Annotated in this window: 20 protein-coding genes; 8 read left to right on the forward strand and 12 right to left on the reverse strand. The window is 67.3% G+C overall.

The window, feature by feature from the left end:
* Positions 1-14 precede the first annotated feature (14 nt).
* A complete protein-coding gene (locus ACWAUG_RS06570) occupies positions 15-1061 on the forward strand; it encodes an FUSC family protein (protein WP_460801898.1) in 1047 nt (348 codons plus the stop codon).
* A gap of 77 nt (positions 1062-1138) precedes the next feature.
* Here the strand turns inward: ACWAUG_RS06570 and ACWAUG_RS06575 are convergent, their stop codons facing one another.
* The 11 genes from ACWAUG_RS06575 to ACWAUG_RS06625 all read right to left on the reverse strand — a co-directional run bounded on the left by ACWAUG_RS06575 (position 1139) and on the right by ACWAUG_RS06625 (position 13168).
* Positions 1139-1705 carry a hypothetical protein gene (locus ACWAUG_RS06575; RefSeq protein WP_460801899.1) on the reverse strand — a complete coding sequence of 189 codons (567 nt, stop codon included), beginning with the start codon at positions 1703-1705 and terminating at the stop codon, positions 1139-1141.
* A 4-nt stretch (positions 1706-1709) separates the two neighbouring features.
* Complete coding sequence (locus tag ACWAUG_RS06580; protein ID WP_460801900.1) at positions 1710-2525, reverse strand: hypothetical protein; 816 nt, start codon at positions 2523-2525, stop codon at positions 1710-1712.
* Complete coding sequence (pilM, locus tag ACWAUG_RS06585; protein ID WP_460801901.1) at positions 2525-3562, reverse strand: type IV pilus assembly protein PilM; 1038 nt, start codon at positions 3560-3562, stop codon at positions 2525-2527. The genes ACWAUG_RS06580 and pilM overlap by 1 nt, the downstream gene beginning before the upstream one ends.
* Before the next feature lie 40 nt (positions 3563-3602).
* On the reverse strand, positions 3603-4418 hold the full coding sequence (locus tag ACWAUG_RS06590) for a prepilin peptidase (protein ID WP_460801902.1): 816 nt from the start codon (positions 4416-4418) through the stop codon (positions 3603-3605).
* Positions 4415-5959, reverse strand: a complete 1545-nt coding sequence (locus ACWAUG_RS06595) for a hypothetical protein (protein ID WP_460801903.1) — start codon at positions 5957-5959, stop codon at positions 4415-4417. Before ACWAUG_RS06595 ends, ACWAUG_RS06590 begins: the two co-directional genes overlap by 4 nt.
* Entirely contained in the window at positions 5956-6609 is a 654-nt protein-coding gene (locus ACWAUG_RS06600) for a PulJ/GspJ family protein (protein WP_460801904.1), read from the reverse strand. Before ACWAUG_RS06600 ends, ACWAUG_RS06595 begins: the two co-directional genes overlap by 4 nt.
* Positions 6594-7226 (reverse strand): prepilin-type N-terminal cleavage/methylation domain-containing protein, encoded by a 633-nt coding sequence (locus ACWAUG_RS06605; protein WP_460801905.1) that lies wholly within the window; start codon positions 7224-7226, stop codon positions 6594-6596. Before ACWAUG_RS06605 ends, ACWAUG_RS06600 begins: the two co-directional genes overlap by 16 nt.
* Before the next feature lie 94 nt (positions 7227-7320).
* Entirely contained in the window at positions 7321-7767 is a 447-nt protein-coding gene (locus ACWAUG_RS06610) for a type IV pilin protein (RefSeq protein ID WP_460801906.1), read from the reverse strand.
* A 286-nt stretch (positions 7768-8053) separates the two neighbouring features.
* Positions 8054-9301, reverse strand: coding sequence for a type II secretion system F family protein (locus ACWAUG_RS06615; RefSeq protein WP_460801907.1), 1248 nt, complete (start codon positions 9299-9301; stop codon positions 8054-8056).
* Between the two features lie 2 nt (positions 9302-9303).
* Entirely contained in the window at positions 9304-11172 is a 1869-nt protein-coding gene (locus tag ACWAUG_RS06620) for a type IV pilus twitching motility protein PilT (RefSeq protein WP_460801908.1), read from the reverse strand.
* Between the two features lie 73 nt (positions 11173-11245).
* The gene (locus ACWAUG_RS06625) at positions 11246-13168 is read right to left on the reverse strand and encodes a GspE/PulE family protein (protein WP_460801909.1); all 1923 of its coding nucleotides are present in this window, start codon (positions 13166-13168) and stop codon (positions 11246-11248) included.
* Positions 13169-13422: 254 nt separating this feature from the next.
* Here ACWAUG_RS06625 and ACWAUG_RS06630 point away from each other — a divergent pair, with 254 nt between their 5' ends.
* The 7 genes from ACWAUG_RS06630 (at position 13423) to ACWAUG_RS06660 (ending at position 20898) form a co-directional block, all read left to right on the forward strand.
* Complete coding sequence (locus tag ACWAUG_RS06630; RefSeq protein ID WP_460801910.1) at positions 13423-14850, forward strand: CCA tRNA nucleotidyltransferase; 1428 nt, start codon at positions 13423-13425, stop codon at positions 14848-14850.
* A gap of 52 nt (positions 14851-14902) precedes the next feature.
* Positions 14903-15544 carry a hypothetical protein gene (locus ACWAUG_RS06635; RefSeq protein WP_460801911.1) on the forward strand — a complete coding sequence of 214 codons (642 nt, stop codon included), beginning with the start codon at positions 14903-14905 and terminating at the stop codon, positions 15542-15544.
* Between the two features lie 105 nt (positions 15545-15649).
* Positions 15650-16981: a GAF domain-containing protein gene (locus tag ACWAUG_RS06640; RefSeq protein WP_460801912.1), complete on the forward strand. Its 1332-nt coding sequence runs from the start codon at positions 15650-15652 to the stop codon at positions 16979-16981.
* Positions 16982-17102: 121 nt separating this feature from the next.
* A complete protein-coding gene (gene exaC, locus ACWAUG_RS06645) occupies positions 17103-18653 on the forward strand; it encodes an acetaldehyde dehydrogenase ExaC (protein WP_460801913.1) in 1551 nt (516 codons plus the stop codon).
* A 17-nt stretch (positions 18654-18670) separates the two neighbouring features.
* Positions 18671-19060, forward strand: a complete 390-nt coding sequence (locus ACWAUG_RS06650) for a DUF779 domain-containing protein (RefSeq protein ID WP_460801914.1) — start codon at positions 18671-18673, stop codon at positions 19058-19060.
* A 183-nt stretch (positions 19061-19243) separates the two neighbouring features.
* A complete protein-coding gene (locus ACWAUG_RS06655) occupies positions 19244-19873 on the forward strand; it encodes an alpha/beta hydrolase (RefSeq protein WP_460801915.1) in 630 nt (209 codons plus the stop codon).
* The gene (locus tag ACWAUG_RS06660; protein WP_460801916.1) at positions 19870-20898 is read left to right on the forward strand and encodes an LLM class flavin-dependent oxidoreductase; all 1029 of its coding nucleotides are present in this window, start codon (positions 19870-19872) and stop codon (positions 20896-20898) included. Before ACWAUG_RS06655 ends, ACWAUG_RS06660 begins: the two co-directional genes overlap by 4 nt.
* 230 nt (positions 20899-21128) lie before the next feature.
* On the opposite strand, the gene ACWAUG_RS06665 is transcribed toward ACWAUG_RS06660, so the two are convergent.
* Positions 21129-22253 (reverse strand): hypothetical protein, encoded by a 1125-nt coding sequence (locus ACWAUG_RS06665; RefSeq protein WP_460801917.1) that lies wholly within the window; start codon positions 22251-22253, stop codon positions 21129-21131.
* Between the last annotated feature and the right edge of the window lie 13 nt (positions 22254-22266).

A 22266-nucleotide genomic window follows, 5' to 3' on the forward strand; every position in this document is an offset into this window, starting at 1 on the left:
AGAATGGAAAGGACATGACCGATACCACGCTGATCCAGGCCATCACCCGCTTCCATCCGCGTCAGGGCGAGTGGGCGGTCGCGCTGCGAGCCACGTTATCGGCCATCATCCCGCTCGTCGTGCTCTACGCGACCGACCGCCTCGACTGGGCGCTGTACGCCGCATTCGGTGCGATGGCATCGCTCTACGGGCGCAACCAAGCTCTTCCCGGACGCCTGCGCATGCAGCTCGAGGCCGGCGCCTCGCTGCTCGCGGCGATCCTGATCGGCGCGTGCGTCGGGATGTCCCCGGCCCGCGACTGGCTGGCGATCCCGGCCGTCGCGATCTTCGCGACCGTGCTGGCGATCATCGTGCACCGACGCAACTGGCACCCCGGCGGCGTGATCCTGCAGGTCTTCGCGATCGGCGGTCTCTCGTCGTCGGCGCGGACCGTGAGCGATCTCGTCCCCGCCTCGCTGGTGACGATCGCGACGATCGCCTTCGTGCTGCTGCTGACGCTCATCATGTCGTCGATCGCCCTGCTCTGGCAGCGGCGCAACGGACAGGCGGCGGCCCCGCGCCCCGCGCCGGTCGCGGCGGCAGCGGCCGAGTGGCCCTGGCACCACTACGTGATCCGTTATGCGCTGGCCATCGCGGTCGCCGGCGCGATCGCCACGGCGATCGGTATCGGGCACCCCTATTGGGCGATGGTCTCGGTGACGGTCCCGCTCGCGGCGGCGGATGCCAAGGGGCGGTCGCTGCGCGGAATCCAGCGCGTCATCGGAACACTGCTGGGTGTTCTCGTCACCTGGGCCGTGCTGTCGTTCGACCCCTCTCCCGTCGCGCTCATCATCGTGATCGGCATCGCGCAGGCCGGCGCCGAGATGTTCGTCGGCCGCAACTACGGCTTCGCGCTGCTGTTCATCACGCCTCTCGCGCTGTGCATGGTTCAGCTGGTGCATCCGATCCCCGTCACCCAGCTGATCGCCGACCGGGCCATCGAGACGGTCCTCGGCGTCGCCGTCGGCCTCGCCATCACCCTCCTGACGCACGAGCGCAAGCAGGCCGGCGACACCGACTGACCTCCACCCGCAACGACGAAGGCGGGGTGCTCGCACGGATACCGTGCAAGCACCCCGCCTTTCGCGGTGTCAGCGGATCATTCCGTGGGCTGCAGGACCCAGGTGATGCCGTTCAGAGTCAGGACAGCATCTTCCGGCCCGGTGTAGATGCTGTCGACGACGGTCACGAGCCGCTTCGAAGCCTGCAGGCGGGCAGCGAAATCCTCGAGGCGTTCACGATCCCCCTCAGCCGAGATCGACACCGTGACGGCTACGAGGTCACCGCTGGAGACGGGGGCGATCGTGACGCCGGTGGGCGGTGTATAGCGGATCGTGGAGTCGAAGGTGAGTGAGCGCATCATGACATCGGCGTTGTCCGCTGCGGCATTGATCTGGTCGACCAGGCCCTGCTGGGAGCGCGTCTGCGGGATCTCTGCCTGCGTGGCGGTGATCTGTGCCTTGTACTCGTCGAGGCGCTTATGGTCCTCGGCCAAGGCAGCATTCTTCGCAGCCTGCACATCGTTGATCTGGCGGGCGTTCTCGGTCTGCTTATTCGCCTCGCCCATGCGGTCGAGCTGTGGCTTCATGCCGACGAACCAACCGGCGGCGAGGATGATCGCCGCGAGAAGACCGATGGCGATGAGACTGAAGTTGTATTTGCTCATGTGCTTATTCCCCCGTGCTCGTCTGATCGGCGTCTTCCGTGGCCTCCGCGGCCGGTGCGACGGCGGCGGGCGGCGCGATGGCGACCTGCTCGAGCTGCTTGTGCAGCTGCTCGAGTGTCTCGGCATCTAGCGAACCGGTGCGAGAGGTGCCGCCGAGTGCGCCTGCGTTCAGCTGCACAATGCCGGTGACGACATAGCCGTCCTCGCGCGCGCCGACCACGGAATCGACGTTGGCGCTGGTGAATCCGGTCATCGTCTTCGCGAGCGCGTTGAGGATCGCGGTCGGTGATTCGAAGATGTCGGACTGTGCAGTGAAGGCGACTTCGATTACCCCCGGCTTATCGATGACGATCGCGTTCGCGTCCTTCGTCGATCTGTTGGCCGTTCCCAGGCCCTTGACGGCGATGGCCTCGGCGGTGATGTCGACGCCATCGGGCATGGCGCTGTCGAGTTCGCGCATGATGCGCGCCCAATCGGCCTCGGAGTACAGCGCCGCCCAGCGGGCCGTCTCGTAGTCGATGAGCTGCGCCTTGATGCCGGCGACTTCGGAGTACTGGTTCTGCTCGACGATCAGCTGCGCGCCGCGGGTCTGCTCAGCGGTCAGCTTCTTCTCGGCGCCGTTCGCGAAGAACGAGACCGCGAGGCTGATCACGATGACGATGATCGCCAGCAGGACGAGACCGGTCATGAGTGATCGGATCTGCGCGTTCTGCTTGCGCCGGATGCCGACGATCGGCGGGATCAGGTCGACGCGGGCGACGGAGGCGACAGTGGCGAAGCCACGCCGCGGGGTCGATTCGGTGGAGTCCTTCTTCTTCATCACTTCTCTCCCACTGCGACGCCGAGGGGGGCTGCGAGCTCGAGGGCCCAGCGGTCGACGCCCGAGGCACGGACCTTGTTGCTGACCGAGAACGCCTCGAGCGGGTCGCCATAGCCGGTGGGCAGGCCGAGGGCTCGTGTGAGCACGGGCGCGAGGCCGGTGAGGCGGCTGCCGCCGCCGGTGAGCACGACGTTGCCGATCGGCTTGTTCGGGTGCGCGTTGTTGTAGAACTTCAGGGTGTTGCGGATGCTGTCGATCAGCGCCGCCACGTTCTCGCGCAGAACCGTCTCGGCCTCGATATCACGGGCGCTGGTCGCGCCACCCTGGAGACCACGGGTGATCTTGTCCTGCTCGGCCTCGGCGAAGCTGATGCCGAGGGCGCGCTCGATGCTGCGTGTGACGTCGTCACCGCCGCTGGGAACCATGCGGACGAACTCGGGCATGCTGCCGGTCGCGATCACCACGGTCGTGCTGGAGGCGCCGATATTGATGAGCGCCTGCGTGCCGCTGTTCGGGCTCGTCAGCGTGCGCAGCAGCGAGAAGCCCGCGAAGTCGACGGCGTCGATGTATCCGCCGCCCTTCTCGATCGCGTTGACGGTGATCTCGAGGCTGCTGCGCGAGGTCGCGACGAGCAGACCCTCATGCTGGGCCTCGCCGCCCTCGCTGGACTGTCGCAGCGGCAGGAAGTCGAGGATCGAGTCGTCGAGGTCGATCGGGACCTGGCCCTCGACGGCGAACCGCAGTCCGGCCTTGCGCTGGCTGGTGGGCATCGCCGGGAGGGTGAGCTCACGCACGACGACCTTGCGGTTGGAGATGCCGAGAGCGACCTTGTTGGTCGAGAAGCCCGCGGACTTCCACAGCTCCTTGATGGCGGCGGCACCGCGGCGCTCGTCGATGATCTCGCCATCGGCGATCACGCCGTCGGCGACGTTGACGGCCCCGAACTTCGTGATCTTCGGGCGGTTCGTGTACGCGCCGTCGATCTGTACGCCCCGCAGCCCCCGTCTGCTGAGGTCGAGTGCGACTACTCCTGCCATGTGTGTCCTCCGTGATGTGTTGACGTGGAACCGTCGAGGGTCATGCGAGACCCACGAGGGTGAGATAGAAGTCGGCGATGGACTGACCGGCGAAGATGCCGATCGCCGCGCCGATGAGCATGAACGGGCCGAAGGGCAGGCCCGACTTGCGGCCCGCGCGGCGGGCGATGATGAGCGCGACGCCGACGATCGCGCCGACGATGAACGCGCTGAAACCGCCGACGATGAGCTGCGGCCAGCCGAACCAGCCGAGCGTCATACCCAGGGAACCGGCCAGTTTGACGTCGCCGAGCCCCATTCCCTCCCGCCAGCCGAAGGCCAGCAGCAGATAGAGGCCGCCGAGCGCGATGAGTCCGATGAGCGCCGACAGCAGGCGGGAGAGATCGCCGGTGAGGGCTGTGGCCAGCATGATGAAGACGAAGCTGACGATGTAGGCCGGGAGCGTGATGGCGTCGGGGAGCCGGTGGTGGTCGAGGTCGATCATCGCGAGGGCGATGCCGGCGCCTGCCCAGAAGAGCAGGAGCGGCAGGATGGCCGCCGGGTAGACGCCCTGGTAGGCGCCGATCGTGACTCCGGCGAAGGCGGCGGCGGTGAGCAGTTCGATCGCCGGGTAGCGCGGCGAGATCCGCGTAGAGCAGGTGCGGCAGCGGCCGCGCAGCATCAGATAGGAGAGCACCGGGATGTTGTCGTACCAGGCGATGGGGCGCTTGCAGACGGGGCAGGCGCTGCGCGGGTGCACGATGCTCATGCCACGCGGCAGCCGCCAGATGACGACGTTGAGGAATGACCCGATGAGCCCGCCGAACACCGCGGTGACGGTGATGGCGAACCAGGCCGGGATTAACGGGTCGATCATCCGATCTCCTTGTATCCGCCGAGCGACGATCCCATCGTCTGCGCCGGGGCGTTCCACTTCTGCGCGGTCGAGCCGTTGCAGGAGAGCAGCTGGATGACCGAGTAGGAGTCGCCGCTCGTGGAAGGCGTGCTGACGGCCGTCAGACACAGAGTCGGGTCGCCGGCGAACTGGATCGTGTAGCTCGTGCGGTTGTCGCCCGTGTCGCCGTTGCGGATGAACTGCTGCAGGGCGCTGAGCGAGGTGGTGTTGTTCGGCGTCGCGCAGGAGGTCGCGTGAACGCGGGGGTCGCTGCCCATGCGTGCGGTCAGGCAGTACGGGCGGACCTCGTTCTCCTTGACCCAGATCGCCTGCGGGGCGGTGGACGTGGCGGTTCCGGTGGGCTCCGTGTAGGTCCACTTGTGGTTCCAGTTGACCGCGGCGCCCGTGCCCGTTGGGTCCTGCTTGCAGGGGTAGGCGATGAGGTAGCCACTGGAGATCGCGTTGAGGGCCACGTCGAGGCAGCGCCCGAACTCGCGGTAGTTGACGAGCTGCTGGGTGGCGGCGCTCGCGGCACCGGCGCCCACGGCGGGGGCGGGATCGAAGGACTTCACCTTGGTGCGACCGTCGACGAGCGTGTCGCCGTTCATGCTCAGCCAGCGGTTCGAGCGGATCGAGTTGGTCTTGTCCTGGCCCTCCCACGAGTCGGGGAAGTCCCAGCTCCAGAGCTGGTTGCCGGGGGCGGAGCTGTTCTCAGCGGCGCACAGCTGCAGGGTGGCATTCGCCGTGCTGGAGGTGATGCCGGTCGGGGTGGCCGCCCACTGCTGGCCGGTGATGCACAGGACATCCGCCGTCCCGACCGTGTTCGCGAGCTTGATGCGGTAATCGGTGTCGTACACCCACATGTCTCGGGTGTCGTCAGTGCACTCCGACAGCGGCACCATCTTGATGAGGCTGCCGACGCTCGGGGAGACGGCCTTGAGACAGCCGGTCGAATCGGCGCTCTTGATGAGACCACCGGGGATGTTCACGTTCGTCGTCGTGAAGGTGTACAGCGCCGAGACCGTGCGGTCGGCGACGTCACCGCCGAGACCCGTGATCGCGGCATCCGTGCCCGAGGCCACGATGCGCGCGTACTTCGGCTGCTGACCGGTCGCGGAGGAGAGCGGGTAGGGCAGAGCGTTCGCGGCGAGCCAGGAGTCGGACTGCCCCGAGGGATCTGTGCTGTAGTAGGCGATCGTGACGTCATAGCCGAGGTCGCTGTCGGGCAGGCCGTCGACGGTTCCGCTGAGCGTGTTCGGCAGGCGGGACGGGTCGCCGTAGGTGGTGCCGTTGATGCTGACAGTGCTGGAGCGCAGCACCGAGAGGGTCGCCTGGATGCCGGCCTGCGCCGCGTATCCCGTGCGGGTGTTCTTCTGGGCGAGCCCGGAGGCCTGGGCCTGGGAGAGCAGCACCGACAGCAGCACGAGCATGAGGCCGCCGGCGAGCACCGAGAAGATGATGGTCATGAGCAGGGCGGAGCCCCGCTCGCTCGTGTCACGGTCGAGACCACGGAGACGGATCATGGGCGATAGCTCATTCCTGTGCAGACCGGAGTCATGCTCTGGCCATTTGCTGCGGCGGTGTTCGAGGGGGAGTTGACGGAGCTGTTCTTCGCGTAGATGGTCGTGCGCGTCGAGGTTCCGGCGGCATCCGAGATGCCGGCCGAGATATCGAGCGTGAGCCCCTGGTAGTTGCTCGTGACGCCATCGGCGGTGACCACACGGAAGGGCATATCGTCGGCCGCCTCGCCCATCACATCGCGCAGGAGCACGCTCCACGTGCCGGAGCTGGGGGACTCGTTCGCGGGCCAGGAGCGCATCGCGATCGTGCCCTCCTCCTCGCTGTAGCGCAGCTGAGTACAGGTGACGGCCCCGGAAGTCGCGGACACCGCATCGGTTCGCCATTCGACGTAGGCGAAGCCCGCGGTGGCGCCGGGGTAGTTGATGGTATCGGCATAGCGGACGGAGCGCTCGACGCGCTGCACGGCGATGCCGATGGCGCTCGAGGTCTGAGCGTCGACCTTGGCCTGGGTCGTGGCGCGCGTGACCGAGATCACGGTGCCGAGAAACATCGCGAGGAAGAGCGAGAAGATGCCCATCGCGACGATGATCTCGAGCAGAGTGAAGCCCGCATCGCGTTCGCGCCGATCGAGGCGCTTCAGTCGGTTCGCCATGTGAGATCGCCCTTCGTGTCGAACAGTCCGCTGGTGGTGTATCGGCACATCGAGGCGCTGTTGCAGTTGCCGGGGTAGTCGACGATGACGAAGACGCGGACGAGCTGGCTGCTGGAGAGCGCCAGCGGAGAGGTGGGGCCCGGGTCGGTGTCGCCGCTGCCGGGGAGAGTGGTGCAGGAGCCGCCCTGGAGCGGCTGATAGCAGGTTCCGATGAGCACGGTGGACTCGTAGTCCGAGCCGCTGCGCGTCGTGGTCTGATAGACGGGGATCGCGGCATCGGCGCCGGGGTCTCCCGCGGTTCCCCAGGCGGGGTACGTGTTCTCGAGGCCGGTCACGCCGGTGGCGGTGTTCCAAGCATCCTCGACGGTGGCCTCGACCCGGCCCTTGACGAGGGTGGCGAGGTCGGTGGTGGAGGTCGTGGGGATGAGGCGCTGCACCTCGTCCATGCGCTCGGTCGCGACGGTGACGGCGACCTGGGTGCGCTGCTGTTGCGCCGCGAGGCGCAGGCCCTGGACGACGAACGCGCCGATGGCGACGGAGGCACCCATCAGCAGGGCGACGGCGATGATCACCTCGATGAGGGTGAATCCCTCATCGCGCTTGACCTGTGCACGCATCGGAGCGCTCGCTTTCTTGTCTTTCGGGCCGGACGGCTTTGTGCCTGCACGGAGAACCGTGCAGGCACAAAGCCGTGTCACTCGGAGAGGGGGATTAGTTCCACTCGCCCTTACCGGTAGCACTGTCGTACACGTAGCTCTCGGTGGTGCCGAGGTTCGCGTTGGTGCCGGTGATGGTGTAGCTCTGGGTACCCGGCGTGAACGCGATGACGATGGTGTTGTCGGGGGTCACGGTGCCGTCGATGGTGTTGGCCGATGCGTCGGTGATGGTGTAGTTGGCACCATCCGCGCCGCCGGCGAAGGTGAGGTCCTTGACGCTCCCGTTGTTGGCGGTGGTCGCCTGCTCGACGACGAGGACGGCGTTGGTGACGTCGCTCTCGACCGAGGAGCGCCAGGCGCCCTGACGCATGTTCAGGAAGATCGGGATGGCCACGGCGGCCAGGATTCCGATGATGATGACGACGACGAGGAGCTCGATGAGGGTGAAGCCCTTTTCGCCGTTTTCCTTCTTGGCGAGAGCGTCGGAGACACGCTTGATCATGTGCGTTTCCTTTTCGGGTAAAAAGATCTTTTTCATCGACGTGGGTGCAGTCGACGACCGTAAAGATAGCAATGAATCTGCTCCAAGAAAGAAAACCGCGAATTCTCGGGCGTGTCGGGAAAAAACCTGATCAGGCTACATTTTTCAGGGTCAATAAAGAGCGCGAGGATTTCACGGGGGATTCGCCGTCGGGTAACGGTGATTCGGGAAATAGTTCGCGTTATCGGGTGTCCGTGCGCACGGGTATGCGCACGGACAGAAAGGGGAAAAGAAGTGAGAAGGGGTATTACATGGTCTGGATGGACTCGAAGATCGTGAACGTCGGCAGGTACAGCGCGACGATCATGTATCCGAGCAGGCCACCCATGACGACGATCATCAGCGGCTCGAGCATGGCCGTGAGGCTCGAGCTCATCGCCTCGACCTCCTGGTCGTAGAAGTCGGCGGTCTTCGACAGCATCGTGTCGATCGATCCCGACTCCTCACCGATGCCGACCATCTGCACGAGCATGTCGGGGAAGACATCGCTCTCGGCCAGAGCCTCGGCGATCGGGCGGCCCTGGCGCACGGCATCCTGCACCGCGGTGAGGGAGTTGTTGATGACCCAGTTATCACTGGTGGCACCCACGATCGCGAGCGACTGCAGGATCGGCACACCCGAGGCGAGCATCGTCGAGAAGTTGCGCGTGAAGCGCGTCAGCGCGATCTTGCTGTTCAGCTTGCCGAACACGGGCGCCTTGAGCTTCAGCGGGTCCACGACCCGGCGCACAGCATCCGTGTTCTTATTGCGCGTCCACCAGATCGACACGGCGATGATGATGACCAGCGCGATCGGGCCGATCACCGGCATGGCGTGCGACAGGTCGACAAGACCCTGCGTCGCCGCCGGCAGATCGCCGCCGAGATCGGCGAACATGTTCTCGAACACCGGCACGATGAAGATGAGCATCGCGGCGACCGCCACGACCGCGACCACGAGCACGACGATCGGATAACTCAGAGCCGACTTCACCTGGCTGCGCAGCTTGTTCTCGGCCTCGAAGTTGTCGGCCACCATGAGCAGCGACTTGTCGAGGAATCCACCGGTCTCACCAGCGCGCACCAGGTGCACCATGATCGGCGGGATGATGCGCGGGTGCTCCTCGAGAGCGATCGAGAAGGCCATACCGCCCTCGACGCGCGTCGCCACGGTCTCCATGGCCTTGCGCAGCAGCACATTGTCGACCTGGCCCTGAACGATCGACAGGGCGCGCAGGATCGACACACCGGAGTTCACCATGGTCGCCAGCTGACGCGTCAGCAGCGCCAGATCCTTCAGCGACGGGTACTTCTCGAAGCCGGGGATGTTGATCTCCATCTGGAGACCCGTCGCCTCGCCCTTGCGCTCCAGGGACTCGGGCATGATGCTCTGCGCCCGCAGCTGCTGGATCGCGTGCGACTCGGACTGCGCCTCGAGCACGCCCTTGACGCGCTTGCCACCGCCATCGACGCCCTTATAGCTCCACTGCGGAGTCTTCGTGCTGGATGCAGCCATGGTCAGTGCGCTCCTCCCTGGCCACCCACGGATTGGCGGGTGCCCTCAGGGGACATGTCGCCGGCGGCGGCACGGGTCATGCCGCGGCGTCCGACGAGCTGGTCGAATTCGGTGACGTCCTGCGCCAGCTCGTGCGCAGCGGCGTACTCGATGTCGCCGGCGCGCACGAGACGCGCGAGATCCTGGTCGAGCGTGTGCATGCCGATGTCGTTACCGGCCTGCAGCGCGGTGCGCAGCTGGTGCGTCTTGCCGGCGCGCACGAGGCTCTGGATCGCGGGGGTCATGAACATGACCTCGGTCGCGACCGCACGGCCCTTGCCGCTCGCGCGGGGGATCAGGGTCTGCACCACGACCGCACGCAGCGTCGCCGCGAGCTGGGTGCGCACCTGAGCCTGCTGGTGCGAGGGGTACACGTCGATGATTCGGTCGATCGTCTGCCCGGCATCCTGCGTGTGCAGGGTCGCGAAGACGAGGTGACCGGTCTCGGCGGCGGTCAGCGCCGTCGAGATCGTCTCGAGGTCTCGCATCTCACCGACGAGGATGATGTCGGGGTCCTGACGCAGCGCGTGCTTGAGAGCGTGCGAGAAGCTGTGCGTATCGGCGCCCACCTCGCGCTGGTTGATGATGCCGCGCTTGTGGTGGTGGAGGAACTCGATCGGGTCCTCGACCGTGATGATGTGCGAAGCGCGGCTGGAGTTGGCCTTGTCGATGATCGCGGCGAGCGTCGTGGACTTTCCCGAACCGGTCGGACCGCACACCAGCACGAGACCGCGCGGCAGGCTCGCCAGCTCGACGAGCTCGCGCGGCAGACCCAGCTGCGCCACCGACTTGATCTCGGTGGGGATGATTCGCAGGGCAGCGCCCATACCGCGCTGATCCTGGAAGATGTTGACGCGGAATCGGGCGACCTCGCCCACAGACCAGGCGAGGTCGAGCTCGAGCTCGCGCTCGAACGTCTCCATCATCTCGGCCGGCACGAAGCCGCGGATGACGCTCTCGATGCGCTCGCGATCCCAGATCGATGTGCCCGCGACGGACTTCAGCTGACCGTCCAGGCGCACGACCGGCGTCGACTCGGAAACCATGTGGAGGTCGGAGGCGCCCAGATCGATGATCGCCGTGACGGCGGCGATGAACTGGCGGTCGGCCTCGGGGTTCTCGGCGAGGATCGCCTGCTCGATCTCGGTCGCGCGGCTCGCACGGGTCGGCTTGGCGCGCTCGCTGAAATCGGGCAGCGCCGAGTTCAGGCTCTGACCGGCGCCGGGAGTGACGCCGCCGTACATCTGGCTGACGGGCAGCTGGGCATCCATGACCTGCGTGCGCGCATCCGCCGCACCGCCGGCGTAGGCGCCCATGGTCGGCAGGGGAGCGGTCGTCGGCGCGGCCGAACGGCGAATGCCGGAATCCTGCTGCCGCACGGCCTGCTGCTGCACGGCCTGCTGCTGAGCCGCGTACTGCGCCTGCTGAGCCGCGGCCTGCTGCACGGCGAGCTGCGCCTGCTGGGCGGCCTGCTGCTGCGCGCGCTGCTGCGCGGCCATGGCCTGCTGCTGCTCGTTCGCACGCATCTGCTCGGTGAACTGGGCCTGGCGTGCGGCGAGTTCGGCCTGCTGCTGGGCGACGAGCTGAGCCTGCTGCTGCGCGGCGAGCTGAGCCTGCTGCTGAGCCTGCTGCTGGCGTGCCGCCTGGTCCTCGAAGTCGGAGAAGTAGTCCGGGATGCTGCTGCTCGACGCCCCAGAGGAAGCAGTCGGCAGGGTGACGCCGGGGACGCCGCCGAGGACGTTGCGCAGCTCGGGGTCGACCTCGGGGCCGCCCAGCAGGGCATCGAATCGGGAGCCGCCCATGGCGGACGCAGACGCGTTATCGATCGTCACGTGCGGTGCCTTTCACAATGAAGAATGTCTGGATGCCGAGCAGCGGGCGCTCGGGAAGATGCGGGCCTGCGCGTCACACGGTGACGCGCAGGATCTCCTCGATGGAGGTGTGCCCGAGCATGGCCTTCGCCCAGCCGTCCTGGCGGAGGCGGGTCATGCCCTTGGACTCGGCGTACTCGGCGATCACAGCGGTCGGCGCGTTCGCGACGGCCATGCGTTCGATCTCCTCGTCGACGGCCATGACCTCGTGCAGCGCGATTCGTCCGCGATAGCCCGTGTTGGAGCACTGGGGGCAGCCGACCGGGCGGTAGATCGTCGGCGGGTTCTGGTACTGAGAAGCCGGCGCGTTGACGATGCGCAGCTCGACCTCGGTCGCGACCGACTCCTCCTTGCACCGCTCGCACAGGCGGCGGGCCAGACGCTGGGCGACGACCGAGTCGAGCGCCGTTCCGACGAGGAAGGGCTCGACGCCCATCTCGATGAGACGGGTGACCGAGCTGGGCGCGTCGTTGGTGTGCAGGGTCGACAGCACGAGGTGACCGGTCAGCGACGATTCGACGGCGATCTTCGCCGTCTCCTCATCACGGATCTCACCGAGCAGGATGACGTCGGGGTCGGATCGCAGGATCGAGCGCAGCGCCGCGGCGAAGGTGAGGCCGGCGGTCTTGTTCACCTGGACCTGGTTGATGCCCGCCATGCGGTACTCCACCGGGTCCTCGACCGTGATGACGTTGACCGTGGGCTTCGCGATGGCCGCGAGCGTCGTGTACAGCGTCGTCGACTTTCCCGAACCGGTGGGGCCGGTCACGAGCATCATGCCGTAGGGCTTGGAGAAGCTGCCGCTGTAGACCTCCATGTTGCGCTCGAGCATGCCGAGGTCGCTGAGCTTGAGGCTGCCGACGGGGGAGTCGAGCACACGGGCGACGACCTTCTCGCCCCACACAGTGGGCAGGGTCGCGACACGCAGGTCGACCGTGCGGCCGCCGTGCGTGATCGAGATGCGGCCGTCCTGGGGCTTGCGGCGCTCACCGATGTCGAGCTCCGACATGACCTTGATGCGGCTGATGACGCCGGCGATCATGTTGCGGGGGACGCGCTGCACCTCGGTGAGCACGCCGTCGATGCGGTAGCGCACACGGAGGTCTTCACGGCCCGGCTCGATGTGGATATCCGAGGCGCGGTCCATGATCGCCTGGCTGATGATCAGGTTGACGAAGCGGATGATCGGGGCCTCGTCATCGCCCGCGGCATCCGTGACGTCCTGCGTCCAGGCCTCGCTGTCAGCGCCGGCCTCGTTCTCGAAGGCGTGCGTGAGCTCCTCGAGCTCGGAGTCGACGCGGTGATAGCGGTCGATGGCGGCGAGGATGGCCTGGCGCTCCGAGACGACGGGGGCGATCGGCATGCGCGCGACGGCGGCCACGTCGTCGAGGAGGACGACGTTCTCCGGGTCGGAGACGGCGACGACCAGACGCTCCCCCACGCGGGAGATGGGCAGCACCGCCTGGCGGCGGCACATCTGGTCGGGGATCAGGTTGACGACGCTGGGCTCGACGACGAACTCGGTGAGGTCGATGTACGCCAGGCCGAGGCGCTCCGCGAGAGCGACGGCCTCGTCGCGCGGCGACGGGCCCTCCGGCTCCTCCTCGGGCGCCGGGGCGGCGACGGGCTCAGGAGCTGCAGGCTCCTCGTGGACCGGGGGCTGGACCGGCAGCTCCGTGCCCGCGATCACGGGCGCCTCGCCGATCGTGGCGACGGAGTCGGCGCGGCGACGGGTGCGGCGCGAGTGCGAGGGGGTCTCGACGGGTTCCTGCTCGACGGCGACATGCTCGACGGCGATGCCGCTCGCGTTGACGTGCTGGTTCGCACGGCGGCGCTGGGGAGCGGCCGGTGCCACGGCGACGCTCGCGTTCGCCGAGGTACGGCGCATCGGGACTGTGGCGGCGTTGGCTTGCGCCTCGGACTGGTCATCCGAGCGCTCACGGCGGAGGTTCGCCACGGGTTCTCCCTTTTGTTTTGTCGTCGACAAGGCACCCTGAACGGGCGCATCGAACGTCGATGCGATTCAGGGGGTGGTCTCGAACGATTGGGGTGTGTTCGAAACAGCGGGTATGGCGGGTCGGGTAATCAGCCGTAAAGGCGTTCGGGTAGACGCCGCACCCACCTACTATGCCGTAACGACACGCGCGGCACCAATCGAGTTGGACATCCGGCCGCCCATCCGCCCGGTCGAGCCCCGGTACGCTGGAACCCATGCTGAATATGGCCGAGGGGCTCGCGCGTCTGCGCGCGCTCGCACAGGGACCGGTCGTCTCGGCCGTCGCCGATGCCTTCCACGCCGCGGGATTCGAGCTCGCCGTCGTCGGGGGCCCGGTCCGCGACGCGCTGCTGGGGCGTCCCGTCCACGACCTCGATTTCACGACGAACGCCTCTCCCGACGAGATCCTGCGCATCGTCACGCCGATCTCATCCGCGCAGTGGGACATCGGCCGTGCCTTCGGCACGATCGGGGCCCGTGTGCAGGGAGAGCAGGTCGAGATCACGACCTACCGCGCCGACAGCTACGACGGGGTGACGCGCAAGCCGACCGTCGAGTTCGGCGACACGATCGATGGTGATCTCGTGCGTCGCGACTTCCGCGTGAACGCGATGGCGCTGCAGGTGCCGGGCATCAAGCTGGTCGATCCGACCGGCGGCGTCGAGGACCTCGTCGCCGGTGTGCTGCGCACCCCGGCCGACCCTAACGTCAGCTTCGGCGACGACCCGCTGCGCATGCTCCGGGCTGCGCGCTTCAGCGCCCAGCTCGGCTTCTCCATCGAGGAGGGCACTCGCGAGGCGATCGCCCGCCTTCGACAGACGCTGAAGATCGTCAGCCCCGAGCGGGTTCAGGGCGAGCTGGTGCGTCTCATGCAGACCGACGACCCCGTCCGCGGCATCCGCGTCCTCGTCGACACCGGACTCATCGAGGAGTTCCTCCCCGAGGTCAGCGCCCTCCGCCTCGAGGTCGACGAGCACCATCACCACAAGGATGTCTACGAGCACTCGCTGACGGTCCTGCAGCAGGCGATCGCGCTCGAGAACTCGCGGAACCCGGATGCTGAGCCGGACGTGCCGCTGCGCATCGCAGCACTTCTGCACGACATCGGAAAGCCCCGCACCCGCAAGCTGGAGGACGGGGGAGCGGTCACGTTCCACCACCACGACGTGGTCGGCGGGCGCATGGCGCGCAAGCGCCTGCAGGCCCTGCGCTTCGACGGCGACACGATCGACGCCGTCTCCACCCTCATCGAGCTGCATCTGCGGTTCTTCGGCTACGCCGAGGGCGCCTGGACCGATGCGGCCGTGCGCCGATACGTGCGCGACGCCGGCGACCTGCTCGAGCGCCTGCACATCCTCACCCGCGCCGATGTCACGACGCGCAACCGTCGCAAGGCGGCCCGGCTGTCGTCGGCGTACGACGACATCGAGAAGCGCATCGCCGATCTCAGCGAGCAGGAGGAGCTCGACGCGATGCGTCCCGAGCTCGACGGCAACCGTATCCAGGAGGTGCTGGGCATCCCGCCCGGACGCGAGGTCGGCGAGGCCTACCGCTTCCTCCTCGACATCCGTCTCGATGAGGGCGTGATCGGCCCGGATGCCGCGGAGCAGCGCCTGCGCGAATGGTGGGCGGCCCGGGGCTGAGCCGCGTTCTCCTTAGGATTGATGCGTCTCATCGATTCACCGGAGGAATACCATGCGTCTTCATCGCACCCTTGTCCCGCTCGCCGTGATCGGCGCGCTCGCCCTGACCGGATGCTCGTCCAGCGGCTCTGCCGATGCCGAACCCGCCGTCGACTACGACTACGACTTCATCGCCATGGGCGAGCCGGGTGAGATCACCGCGGCCGGCAGCGCCCTGTCCTTCGGGGAGGTCGCCTGGTTCGAGGGGCCGATCAACGAGGGCGAGGATCCGTACGAGATCGGCGTCGTCGTGCACGACGTGATTGAGGCGCCCGAGGGCTTCCTCGAGGACGCCGTCAGCAACCCCGAGGACTTCACCCAGTACACGCCGTACATCATCATCACGCAGTTCCACGCCGCGCAGGACGTCGTCGATGCTCATGGGGGAATGCGCAACCTGTCGTTGCAGCCCCTGCTCGCCGACGGCACGCCGGGGGCGTACCTGACGACGATGGCCGTGTCGAAGACCGACGAGTGCGGTGCCAGCGTTCCCGAGTGGGAGGGCGGCGAGGACATGTTCTCCTGCCTGATCGGGTTGGCCGAGGAGGGGCAGCAGATCACGGGAGCCCTGTTCGATGACACGACTCAGGCGACCGTCGTCCTCGACCCGGAGAACCCCTACCAGGCCTCTCCCGTCACCTGGTCGGCACCCTGACCGGCGGATAACCCACCGATGACCGGGGAACTTCATGGAATCGCGCGAAGTTCCCCGGTTTTCCGTAGACTGGCGGCCCACTCCGTCATCGAAGATCGGAGACCAATGACTTCTCCTTGGTCCGTGTCGCGGGATGCCTCATCAGAGGTTCCGAGGTCGATCATCGAGCGTGCGCATGAGGAGCTCGTCGCCGGAAATCTTGACGATCGGCGGCTCGAGCAGGTGCGACCGCTGGTGCGTCAGTCGTGGGAGCGGTCGTGGAATCGGCGCATCGGCGCCGAGGTTCTCGCACCGCTGGCACTGACGGAGGAAGAGCTCGAACGCTATCGGCTCGAGCATCCGCTGGCCGGCACGATGCCGATGATCCGTGGTCTGCTGCTGCCCGGCGACCCGGATGATTCGGGCGTGATGATCGCGGTCGGCGATCATGCGGGGCGGCTGCTCTGGGTCGAGGGCGATCGGCAGAAGCGCGCGCTCAGCGGCGATATGGGTTTCGTCGCCGGGACGAATTGGGCGGAGTCCGTGGTCGGCACCTCCGCTCCGGGCACCGCGCTGGAGATCGGCGAGTCCGTTCACATCCACGGCGCCGAGCATTACAACCGGCTGGTGCACCCGTGGTCGTGCACGGCGGCTCCCGTCTTCGACCCGGAGAGCCGCGAGGTTCTCGGCGTGATCGACGTCACGGGCGGACCCGAGGCGGCGACGCCGCAGGCGCGTCTCCTCGTGAATGCCACGGCTCGGGCGGTCGAGTCGGAGCTGCTCGTGGCACGGCTGCGCGCACGCAGCTCGACACCGCTGGTCCCGCCGCCGACGCGCCGACGTCGCCGTTCGGAGCCGCTGCGCGCCGTGCTGCGCGTCCTCGGACGCGATCGGGCGCAGCTCGAGGTCTTCGCCGAGGGGGCCGAGTCGATCATCGAGCTCAGTGCACGGCACGCCGAGATCCTGCTCGTGCTCGCACTGAACCGGCACGGAGTATCGGCGGAGCGGCTCGCAGCGCTCGTCTACGGGGAGGGGTCGTCGACCGACACACTGCGCCCCGAGATGGTGCGCCTGCGCAAGGTGCTGCAGCGGATCGCCCCGGAGCTGGCCCCGGAGTCGCGTCCGTACCGGTTGAGCTTCCCGCTCGAGACCGACGCGCACGATGTGCTCTCGCTGATCGACCGGGGTGCGCACCGTGTCGCGCTCACGGCGTATCGGGGCGCGGTGCTGCCGGTGTCGACCTCGCCCGGCGTGGAGGAGTTCCGGCAGTCGGTGCGCTCGGCCCTGCGGGAGGCGATGCTCGCCGAGGCGAACATCGACGTGCTGCTCGCCTACGCCGATATCCCCGAGGGCGCGGATGACGTCGAAGTGCTGAGGCTGTGCCTGGAGATGCTGCCGGCGCGCTCTCCTCGACGCGCGGGAGTGGTGAGTCGTCTTGAGCGGCTCGAAAGCGACTGAGGAGCGCTCCGGCCCGACGCAACCTTCTGCAACGCAACGCATGGACATGCAACGTTGCGCGAATTATCGTCGGTGAAAGGGCGTGCGGCAACGAGGCCGTGCACCGTCGAAGGAGACCCCCATGACGATCGTCGAAGAAACCGCATCCACTGCTTACGCCGCTCCGGGAACAGCCGGGTCCATCGCGTCGTATCGAGCCCGTTATGGGCACTACATCGGGGGTGAGTTCGTCGATCCCGTCAAGGGCGGGTACTTCGAGAACGTCAGCCCCGTCAACGGCAAGCCGTTCACCGAGGTCGGTCGCGGCACGGCCGAGGACATCGACCGGGCCGTCGAGAACGGCTGGAAGGCATTCGAGGGCTGGAAGCGCACGACGCCCGCCGAGCGCAGTGTGATCCTCAACAAGATCGCCGACCGCATGGAGCAGCACCTCGAGGAGATCGCGGTCGCCGAGACGTGGGAGAACGGCAAGCCGGTGCGCGAGACGCTCGCCGCCGACATCCCCCTCGCCATCGATCACTTCCGCTACTTCGCGGGGGTGCTGCGGGCGCAGGAGGGTTCGCTCAGCCAGATCGACGAGAACACCGTCGCGTACCACTTCCATGAGCCGCTGGGCGTGGTCGGGCAGATCATCCCGTGGAACTTCCCGATCCTCATGGCGACATGGAAGCTCGCTCCGGCCCTCGCGGCGGGCAACTGCGTCGTGTTGAAGCCGGCGGAGCAGACTCCGGCATCCATCCTGTTCCTGTTCGAGATCATCGGCGACCTGCTTCCTGCCGGCGTCGTAAACATCGTCAACGGGTTCGGCATCGAGGCCGGTGCCCCGCTCGCACAGCACAAGCGCATCCGGAAGATCGCGTTCACGGGTGAGACGACCACGGGCCGACTCATCATGCAGTACGCCTCGCAGAACCTCATCCCGGTCACGCTGGAGCTCGGGGGAAAATCGCCCAACGTCTTCTTCGAGGACGTCGCGCTCACGACTGACGACGCCTACTACGACAAGGCGCTCGAGGGCTTCACGCTGTTCGCGCTCAATCAGGGCGAGGTGTGCACATGCCCGTCGCGCTCGCTCATCCAGCGGTCGATCTACGACTCCTTCCTCTCGGATGGTCTCGAGCGCGTGGGCAAGATCGTGCAGGGCAATCCGCTCGACAAGAACACGATGATCGGTGCTCAGGCGTCGAACGATCAGCTGGAGAAGATCCTCAGCTACATCGACATCGGAAAGCAAGGCGGGGCGAAGCTGCTCACGGGCGGCGAGCGGGTCGACCTCGGCGGGGACCTCAGCGGCGGCTTCTACGTCGCGCCGACCGTGTTCGAGGGGACGAACGACATGCGCATCTTCCAGGAGGAGATCTTCGGGCCGGTGCTGTCGGTCACGAGCTTCGACGACTTCGACGACGCCATCTCGATCGCGAACGACACGCTGTACGGTCTGGGCGCGGGCGTGTGGAGCCGTTCGGGCGATGTCGCCTATAAGGCGGGCCGGGCGATCGAGGCCGGTCGCGTATGGACGAACACCTATCACCAGTATCCGGCGCACGCGGCGTTCGGGGGGTACAAGCAGTCGGGCATCGGTCGTGAGAACCACCTGAAGATGCTCGATCACTACCAGCAGACGAAGAACCTGCTCGTGTCCTACGCCGAGGGCGCGATGGGCTTCTTCTGAGCCATCAGGAGGTCATCATGGTGAGTATCGGCACGTATCAGCGGGTCGATGTGACGGATGCCGCGGCCGAGCTGCTGCGGGATCTCACGGTGCAGCACGGTCCGCTGATGTTCCATCAGTCCGGCGGATGCTGCGACGGCTCATCGCCCATGTGCTACCCGGTGGGGATGTTCCTCACCGGTCCGAGCGATGTGCTGCTGGGCACGCTCGATGTGAAGCTCGATCAGCCGATCGAGGTCTACATGTCGGAGAGCCAGTTCGAGTATTGGAAGAGCACGCATCTCACGATCGATGTGGTTCCCGGCCGTGGCGCGGGGTTCAGCGTCGAGGGGCCGACGGGGATGAGGTTCCTCATCCGTTCGCGCATGCTGAACGATGCGGAGCTGGAGTATTTCGGGTTGGCCTGATCGCATCGGGAATAACTCTGCAGGGTAGTTAGTTGCACATGCAAGTAACTACCCCGCAGAGGAGATCAGCATGACCGCCAAGGCCCCCGCATCCGCCCCCGTCGCCGAGCGCACGCTGAACGCGAAGACCGCGATGGATGCCGTGACCCTCCGCGTCGGCGACGTCGACGAGGTACTGGCACGATGACCCTGCACGCGATCTCCGCCGAGCCCATCCCCTCCGACGCCACGATCGTCGCCGTGCTCCTGCACGGCTACGGATCCAACGAGCGCGACCTCGTGAGCCTTGCGGCGTCCCTTCCCGCAGGGATGCCCTGGGTCTCCCTGCGCGCCCCGATCGAGGTGGCCCCGGGCGGGCACGCCTGGTTCCGGATCGTGACTCCGGGCCATCCCGAGCAGGACGCCCTGGATGCCGCGACCGCCGCCATCCTCGACTGGGCCGATGCCGCACTCCCGGCGGGTGCGCGGCTCGTGCCGATCGGATTCTCGCAGGGCGGTCTCATGGCGACCCAGCTGCTGCGCACGGCGCCCGAGCGTGTGCTCGCCCCCGTCGTCCTCGGCGGCTTCGTGCAGGCCGGCGAACAGCCGGCGGATGCCGCGCTGCGCGAGGAGCGCCCCGCGATGTTCCTCGGCCGAGGGGCGGAGGACCGCGTCATCCACCCCGCCGCCATCGAACGCACTGACCTCTGGGCGCCCCGGCACACCACCCTCACCGACCGCCGCTACCCCGGACTCGGGCACGGCATCAGCGCGGAGGAGCTCGCCGATGTGCGCGACTTCCTCGCAGCATCCGCCACGGAGCAGACACGATGACAACGCAAACCCCCTTCGAGATCGGCATCTTCACCTTCGGTGAGCTCAACCGAACGCCAGAAGGTGGCCTGACCGATCCGGCGGCCCGACTCGAGCAGATCCTCGAATGGGCGCGCGTCGCCGACGAGGCCGGCCTCGACGTCTTCGGCGTCGGTGAGCACCACCGCCCCGACTTCGCCGTCTCCTCGCCGCAGATGGTGCTCGCCGCCGCCGCCCGCGAGACCCGCAGCATCCGATTGACGAGCACCGTGACGGTGCTCTCCAGCACCGACCCCGTGCGCCTGCACGAGGACTTCGCGACCCTCGACCTGCTCAGCGGCGGGCGGGCCGAGATCACCGCCGGTCGCGGCGCCTACGTCGAGTCGTTCCCGCTGTTCGGGCAGGACCTGCACCGTTACGACGAATACTTCGACGACCGCCTCGACCTGCTGCTGGCCGCCCGCAAGAGCGCCGAGGTCACCTGGTCGGGGACGACCCGCGCACCCCTGCAGGATGCCGGAATCTACCCGCGTCCGCAGCAGGACGAGCTTCCCGTGTGGATCGCGGTCGGCGGTACGCCCGAATCCGCCGTCCGCGCCGGAACCCTCGGTCTGCCGATGTATCTGGCGATCCTCGGCGGCCCGGCACGCTTCCGCAGCCTCGCCGCCCTCCACCGCGAAGCCGCAGCGGCCGCCGGCCATGCCGCACCGCGCCTGGGCGTCACCTCGCACTTCCACGCAGCTGAGACCACGCAGGCCGCACGCGACGCGTTCTTCCCGCACTACGCCGCCTACTTCGCCGAGAACATGCCGCGCGCCGGGCGCCTGGACCGGGCGACCCTCGACGCCTGGGCCGGGCCGGAGGGCGCGCTCTTCGCCGGCAGCCCGGCCGAGATCGTCGACAAGATCCTCTGGGAGCACGAGATGCTCGGACACACCCGATTCCTCGCGCAGGTGGGGCTCGGCGGCATCAGTCAGCGCGACACCCTGCGTTCGATCGAACTGCTCGCCGCCGAGGTGCTTCCCCAGGTGCGCGCTGCGCTCTGAGACCAGACCCGCGAGCGCGGGAATATGCCGACGAATGCACCTGGTGCTATGCAACCCGATGCAACGTTGAGTGGTATACCGTGTTCGCCATACGCCGGGATCGTTCAGTCCCCAGCTGACAATCGGCGTCGGACGGCTCAGCCGTCCTTGCGGAGGGAGTACGTCTTCTTCTGATCCGGGGGGATGGGGTGAGCGCAGTTCCCCAGACAGCGCTCACCCTCAACACCTGCCTACGGCAGAAGGTTCATGACGCCCGTGATGAACATCGGGATGATCCACAGGGCGACGAGCGCGACCACGATGATGAGCCACGTCCGGCGGCGCTTGAGTCGTCGACCCGGCGCCGCGACGCCGGCAGGCGGCGTCAGCATGCCCGCGGGCGCCGCGAAGGGCAGTGCGCCACCGGTGGGCGCGGCGGCGGCCGGAACCGCGGCCGGTCCGTGACTCGCGCGCAACCGGTCGTCGCGCCAGCGGGCCCACTGATCGAACTTCGTCATCAGGGCCCCGACCACGCCGAACAACCAGGCCCACGTCTGCGGATCCAGCGTCGACACCTTGCGCTTCGTGTACAGGAACATCCAGTCGTCGACGATCTCGACATCGAGTTCGGCCGCATGGTCGATGAAGCGCGCCATGATGTCGGGGGTGAACAGGTAGAGCGCATCCTGCTCGTAGCCGGCGGGGCAGTAGAGCGAGAAGTAACGGTCGAAGTCTCCCTCGAGCGAGAGCCGCTGATCCTTGCGGAACGATGCCGGCAGATTCGTGCGGAAGCTGTTGTTCCCGAGCGCATCGAGCACGATGTTCGGCAGCGGCACGTCGAGCTTCACCGCGATATAGCCCCAGTTGTACGTGTTCGAATCCTCGCCGGAGCCGGTCGTGTACTGGTAATTTCCGAACTCCACGAAGCGGGGTGAGACGCCGCGGACGATCCGGTCGGCGCGCCGGGAATGCCCGATCTGGAAGATCATCCCCGGCAGGGGAGGGGCGGTGATGCGGTCGATGTAGGTCATGTTGTTCGCCGCGGCGAAGGTGCTCAGCCGGTAACGGGCGATGCGGCCGCGTCGCTGCGCGCTCACGATGATCGCGATGATGCCGGCGATGAGAGCGCCCAGCACGACGGCGCCGAGCAGGGCGAACGGGCCCACCATCGTGAAGAGGAGCGGCACGAGCACCAGGAGGACCGGGAGTGCGATCGCCCCGCCGACGATGCCGACGATCAGACCCGCAGAAGGACCCCGTCGGGCGGACTGCGCCGCACGGACGAATGCCGAGACCGCTTTCGGGTCGACCGGGTCGGTCAGCGGGCGCGGGTCGAAGGCGATCGGTTGGGATGCGGGCATCGTCACCCTGTCCACGTTGCCATAATCG

The sequence above is a fragment of the Microbacterium sp. GXF6406 genome, assembly GCF_054798215.1.

Coding starts and splice junctions, on each gene's coding strand:
- ACWAUG_RS06570 (WP_460801898.1), top strand. CDS start 15: ATGACCGATACCACGCTGATCCAGGCCATCACCCGCTTCCATCCGCGT.
- ACWAUG_RS06575 (WP_460801899.1), bottom strand. CDS start 1,705: ATGAGCAAATACAACTTCAGTCTCATCGCCATCGGTCTTCTCGCGGCG.
- ACWAUG_RS06580 (WP_460801900.1), bottom strand. CDS start 2,525: ATGAAGAAGAAGGACTCCACCGAATCGACCCCGCGGCGTGGCTTCGCC.
- pilM (WP_460801901.1), bottom strand. CDS start 3,562: ATGGCAGGAGTAGTCGCACTCGACCTCAGCAGACGGGGGCTGCGGGGC.
- ACWAUG_RS06590 (WP_460801902.1), bottom strand. CDS start 4,418: ATGATCGACCCGTTAATCCCGGCCTGGTTCGCCATCACCGTCACCGCG.
- ACWAUG_RS06595 (WP_460801903.1), bottom strand. CDS start 5,959: ATGATCCGTCTCCGTGGTCTCGACCGTGACACGAGCGAGCGGGGCTCC.
- ACWAUG_RS06600 (WP_460801904.1), bottom strand. CDS start 6,609: ATGGCGAACCGACTGAAGCGCCTCGATCGGCGCGAACGCGATGCGGGC.
- ACWAUG_RS06605 (WP_460801905.1), bottom strand. CDS start 7,226: ATGCGTGCACAGGTCAAGCGCGATGAGGGATTCACCCTCATCGAGGTG.
- ACWAUG_RS06610 (WP_460801906.1), bottom strand. CDS start 7,767: ATGATCAAGCGTGTCTCCGACGCTCTCGCCAAGAAGGAAAACGGCGAA.
- ACWAUG_RS06615 (WP_460801907.1), bottom strand. CDS start 9,301: ATGGCTGCATCCAGCACGAAGACTCCGCAGTGGAGCTATAAGGGCGTC.
- ACWAUG_RS06630 (WP_460801910.1), top strand. CDS start 13,423: ATGCTGAATATGGCCGAGGGGCTCGCGCGTCTGCGCGCGCTCGCACAG.
- ACWAUG_RS06635 (WP_460801911.1), top strand. CDS start 14,903: ATGCGTCTTCATCGCACCCTTGTCCCGCTCGCCGTGATCGGCGCGCTC.
- ACWAUG_RS06640 (WP_460801912.1), top strand. CDS start 15,650: ATGACTTCTCCTTGGTCCGTGTCGCGGGATGCCTCATCAGAGGTTCCG.
- exaC (WP_460801913.1), top strand. CDS start 17,103: ATGACGATCGTCGAAGAAACCGCATCCACTGCTTACGCCGCTCCGGGA.
- ACWAUG_RS06650 (WP_460801914.1), top strand. CDS start 18,671: ATGGTGAGTATCGGCACGTATCAGCGGGTCGATGTGACGGATGCCGCG.
- ACWAUG_RS06655 (WP_460801915.1), top strand. CDS start 19,244: ATGACCCTGCACGCGATCTCCGCCGAGCCCATCCCCTCCGACGCCACG.
- ACWAUG_RS06660 (WP_460801916.1), top strand. CDS start 19,870: ATGACAACGCAAACCCCCTTCGAGATCGGCATCTTCACCTTCGGTGAG.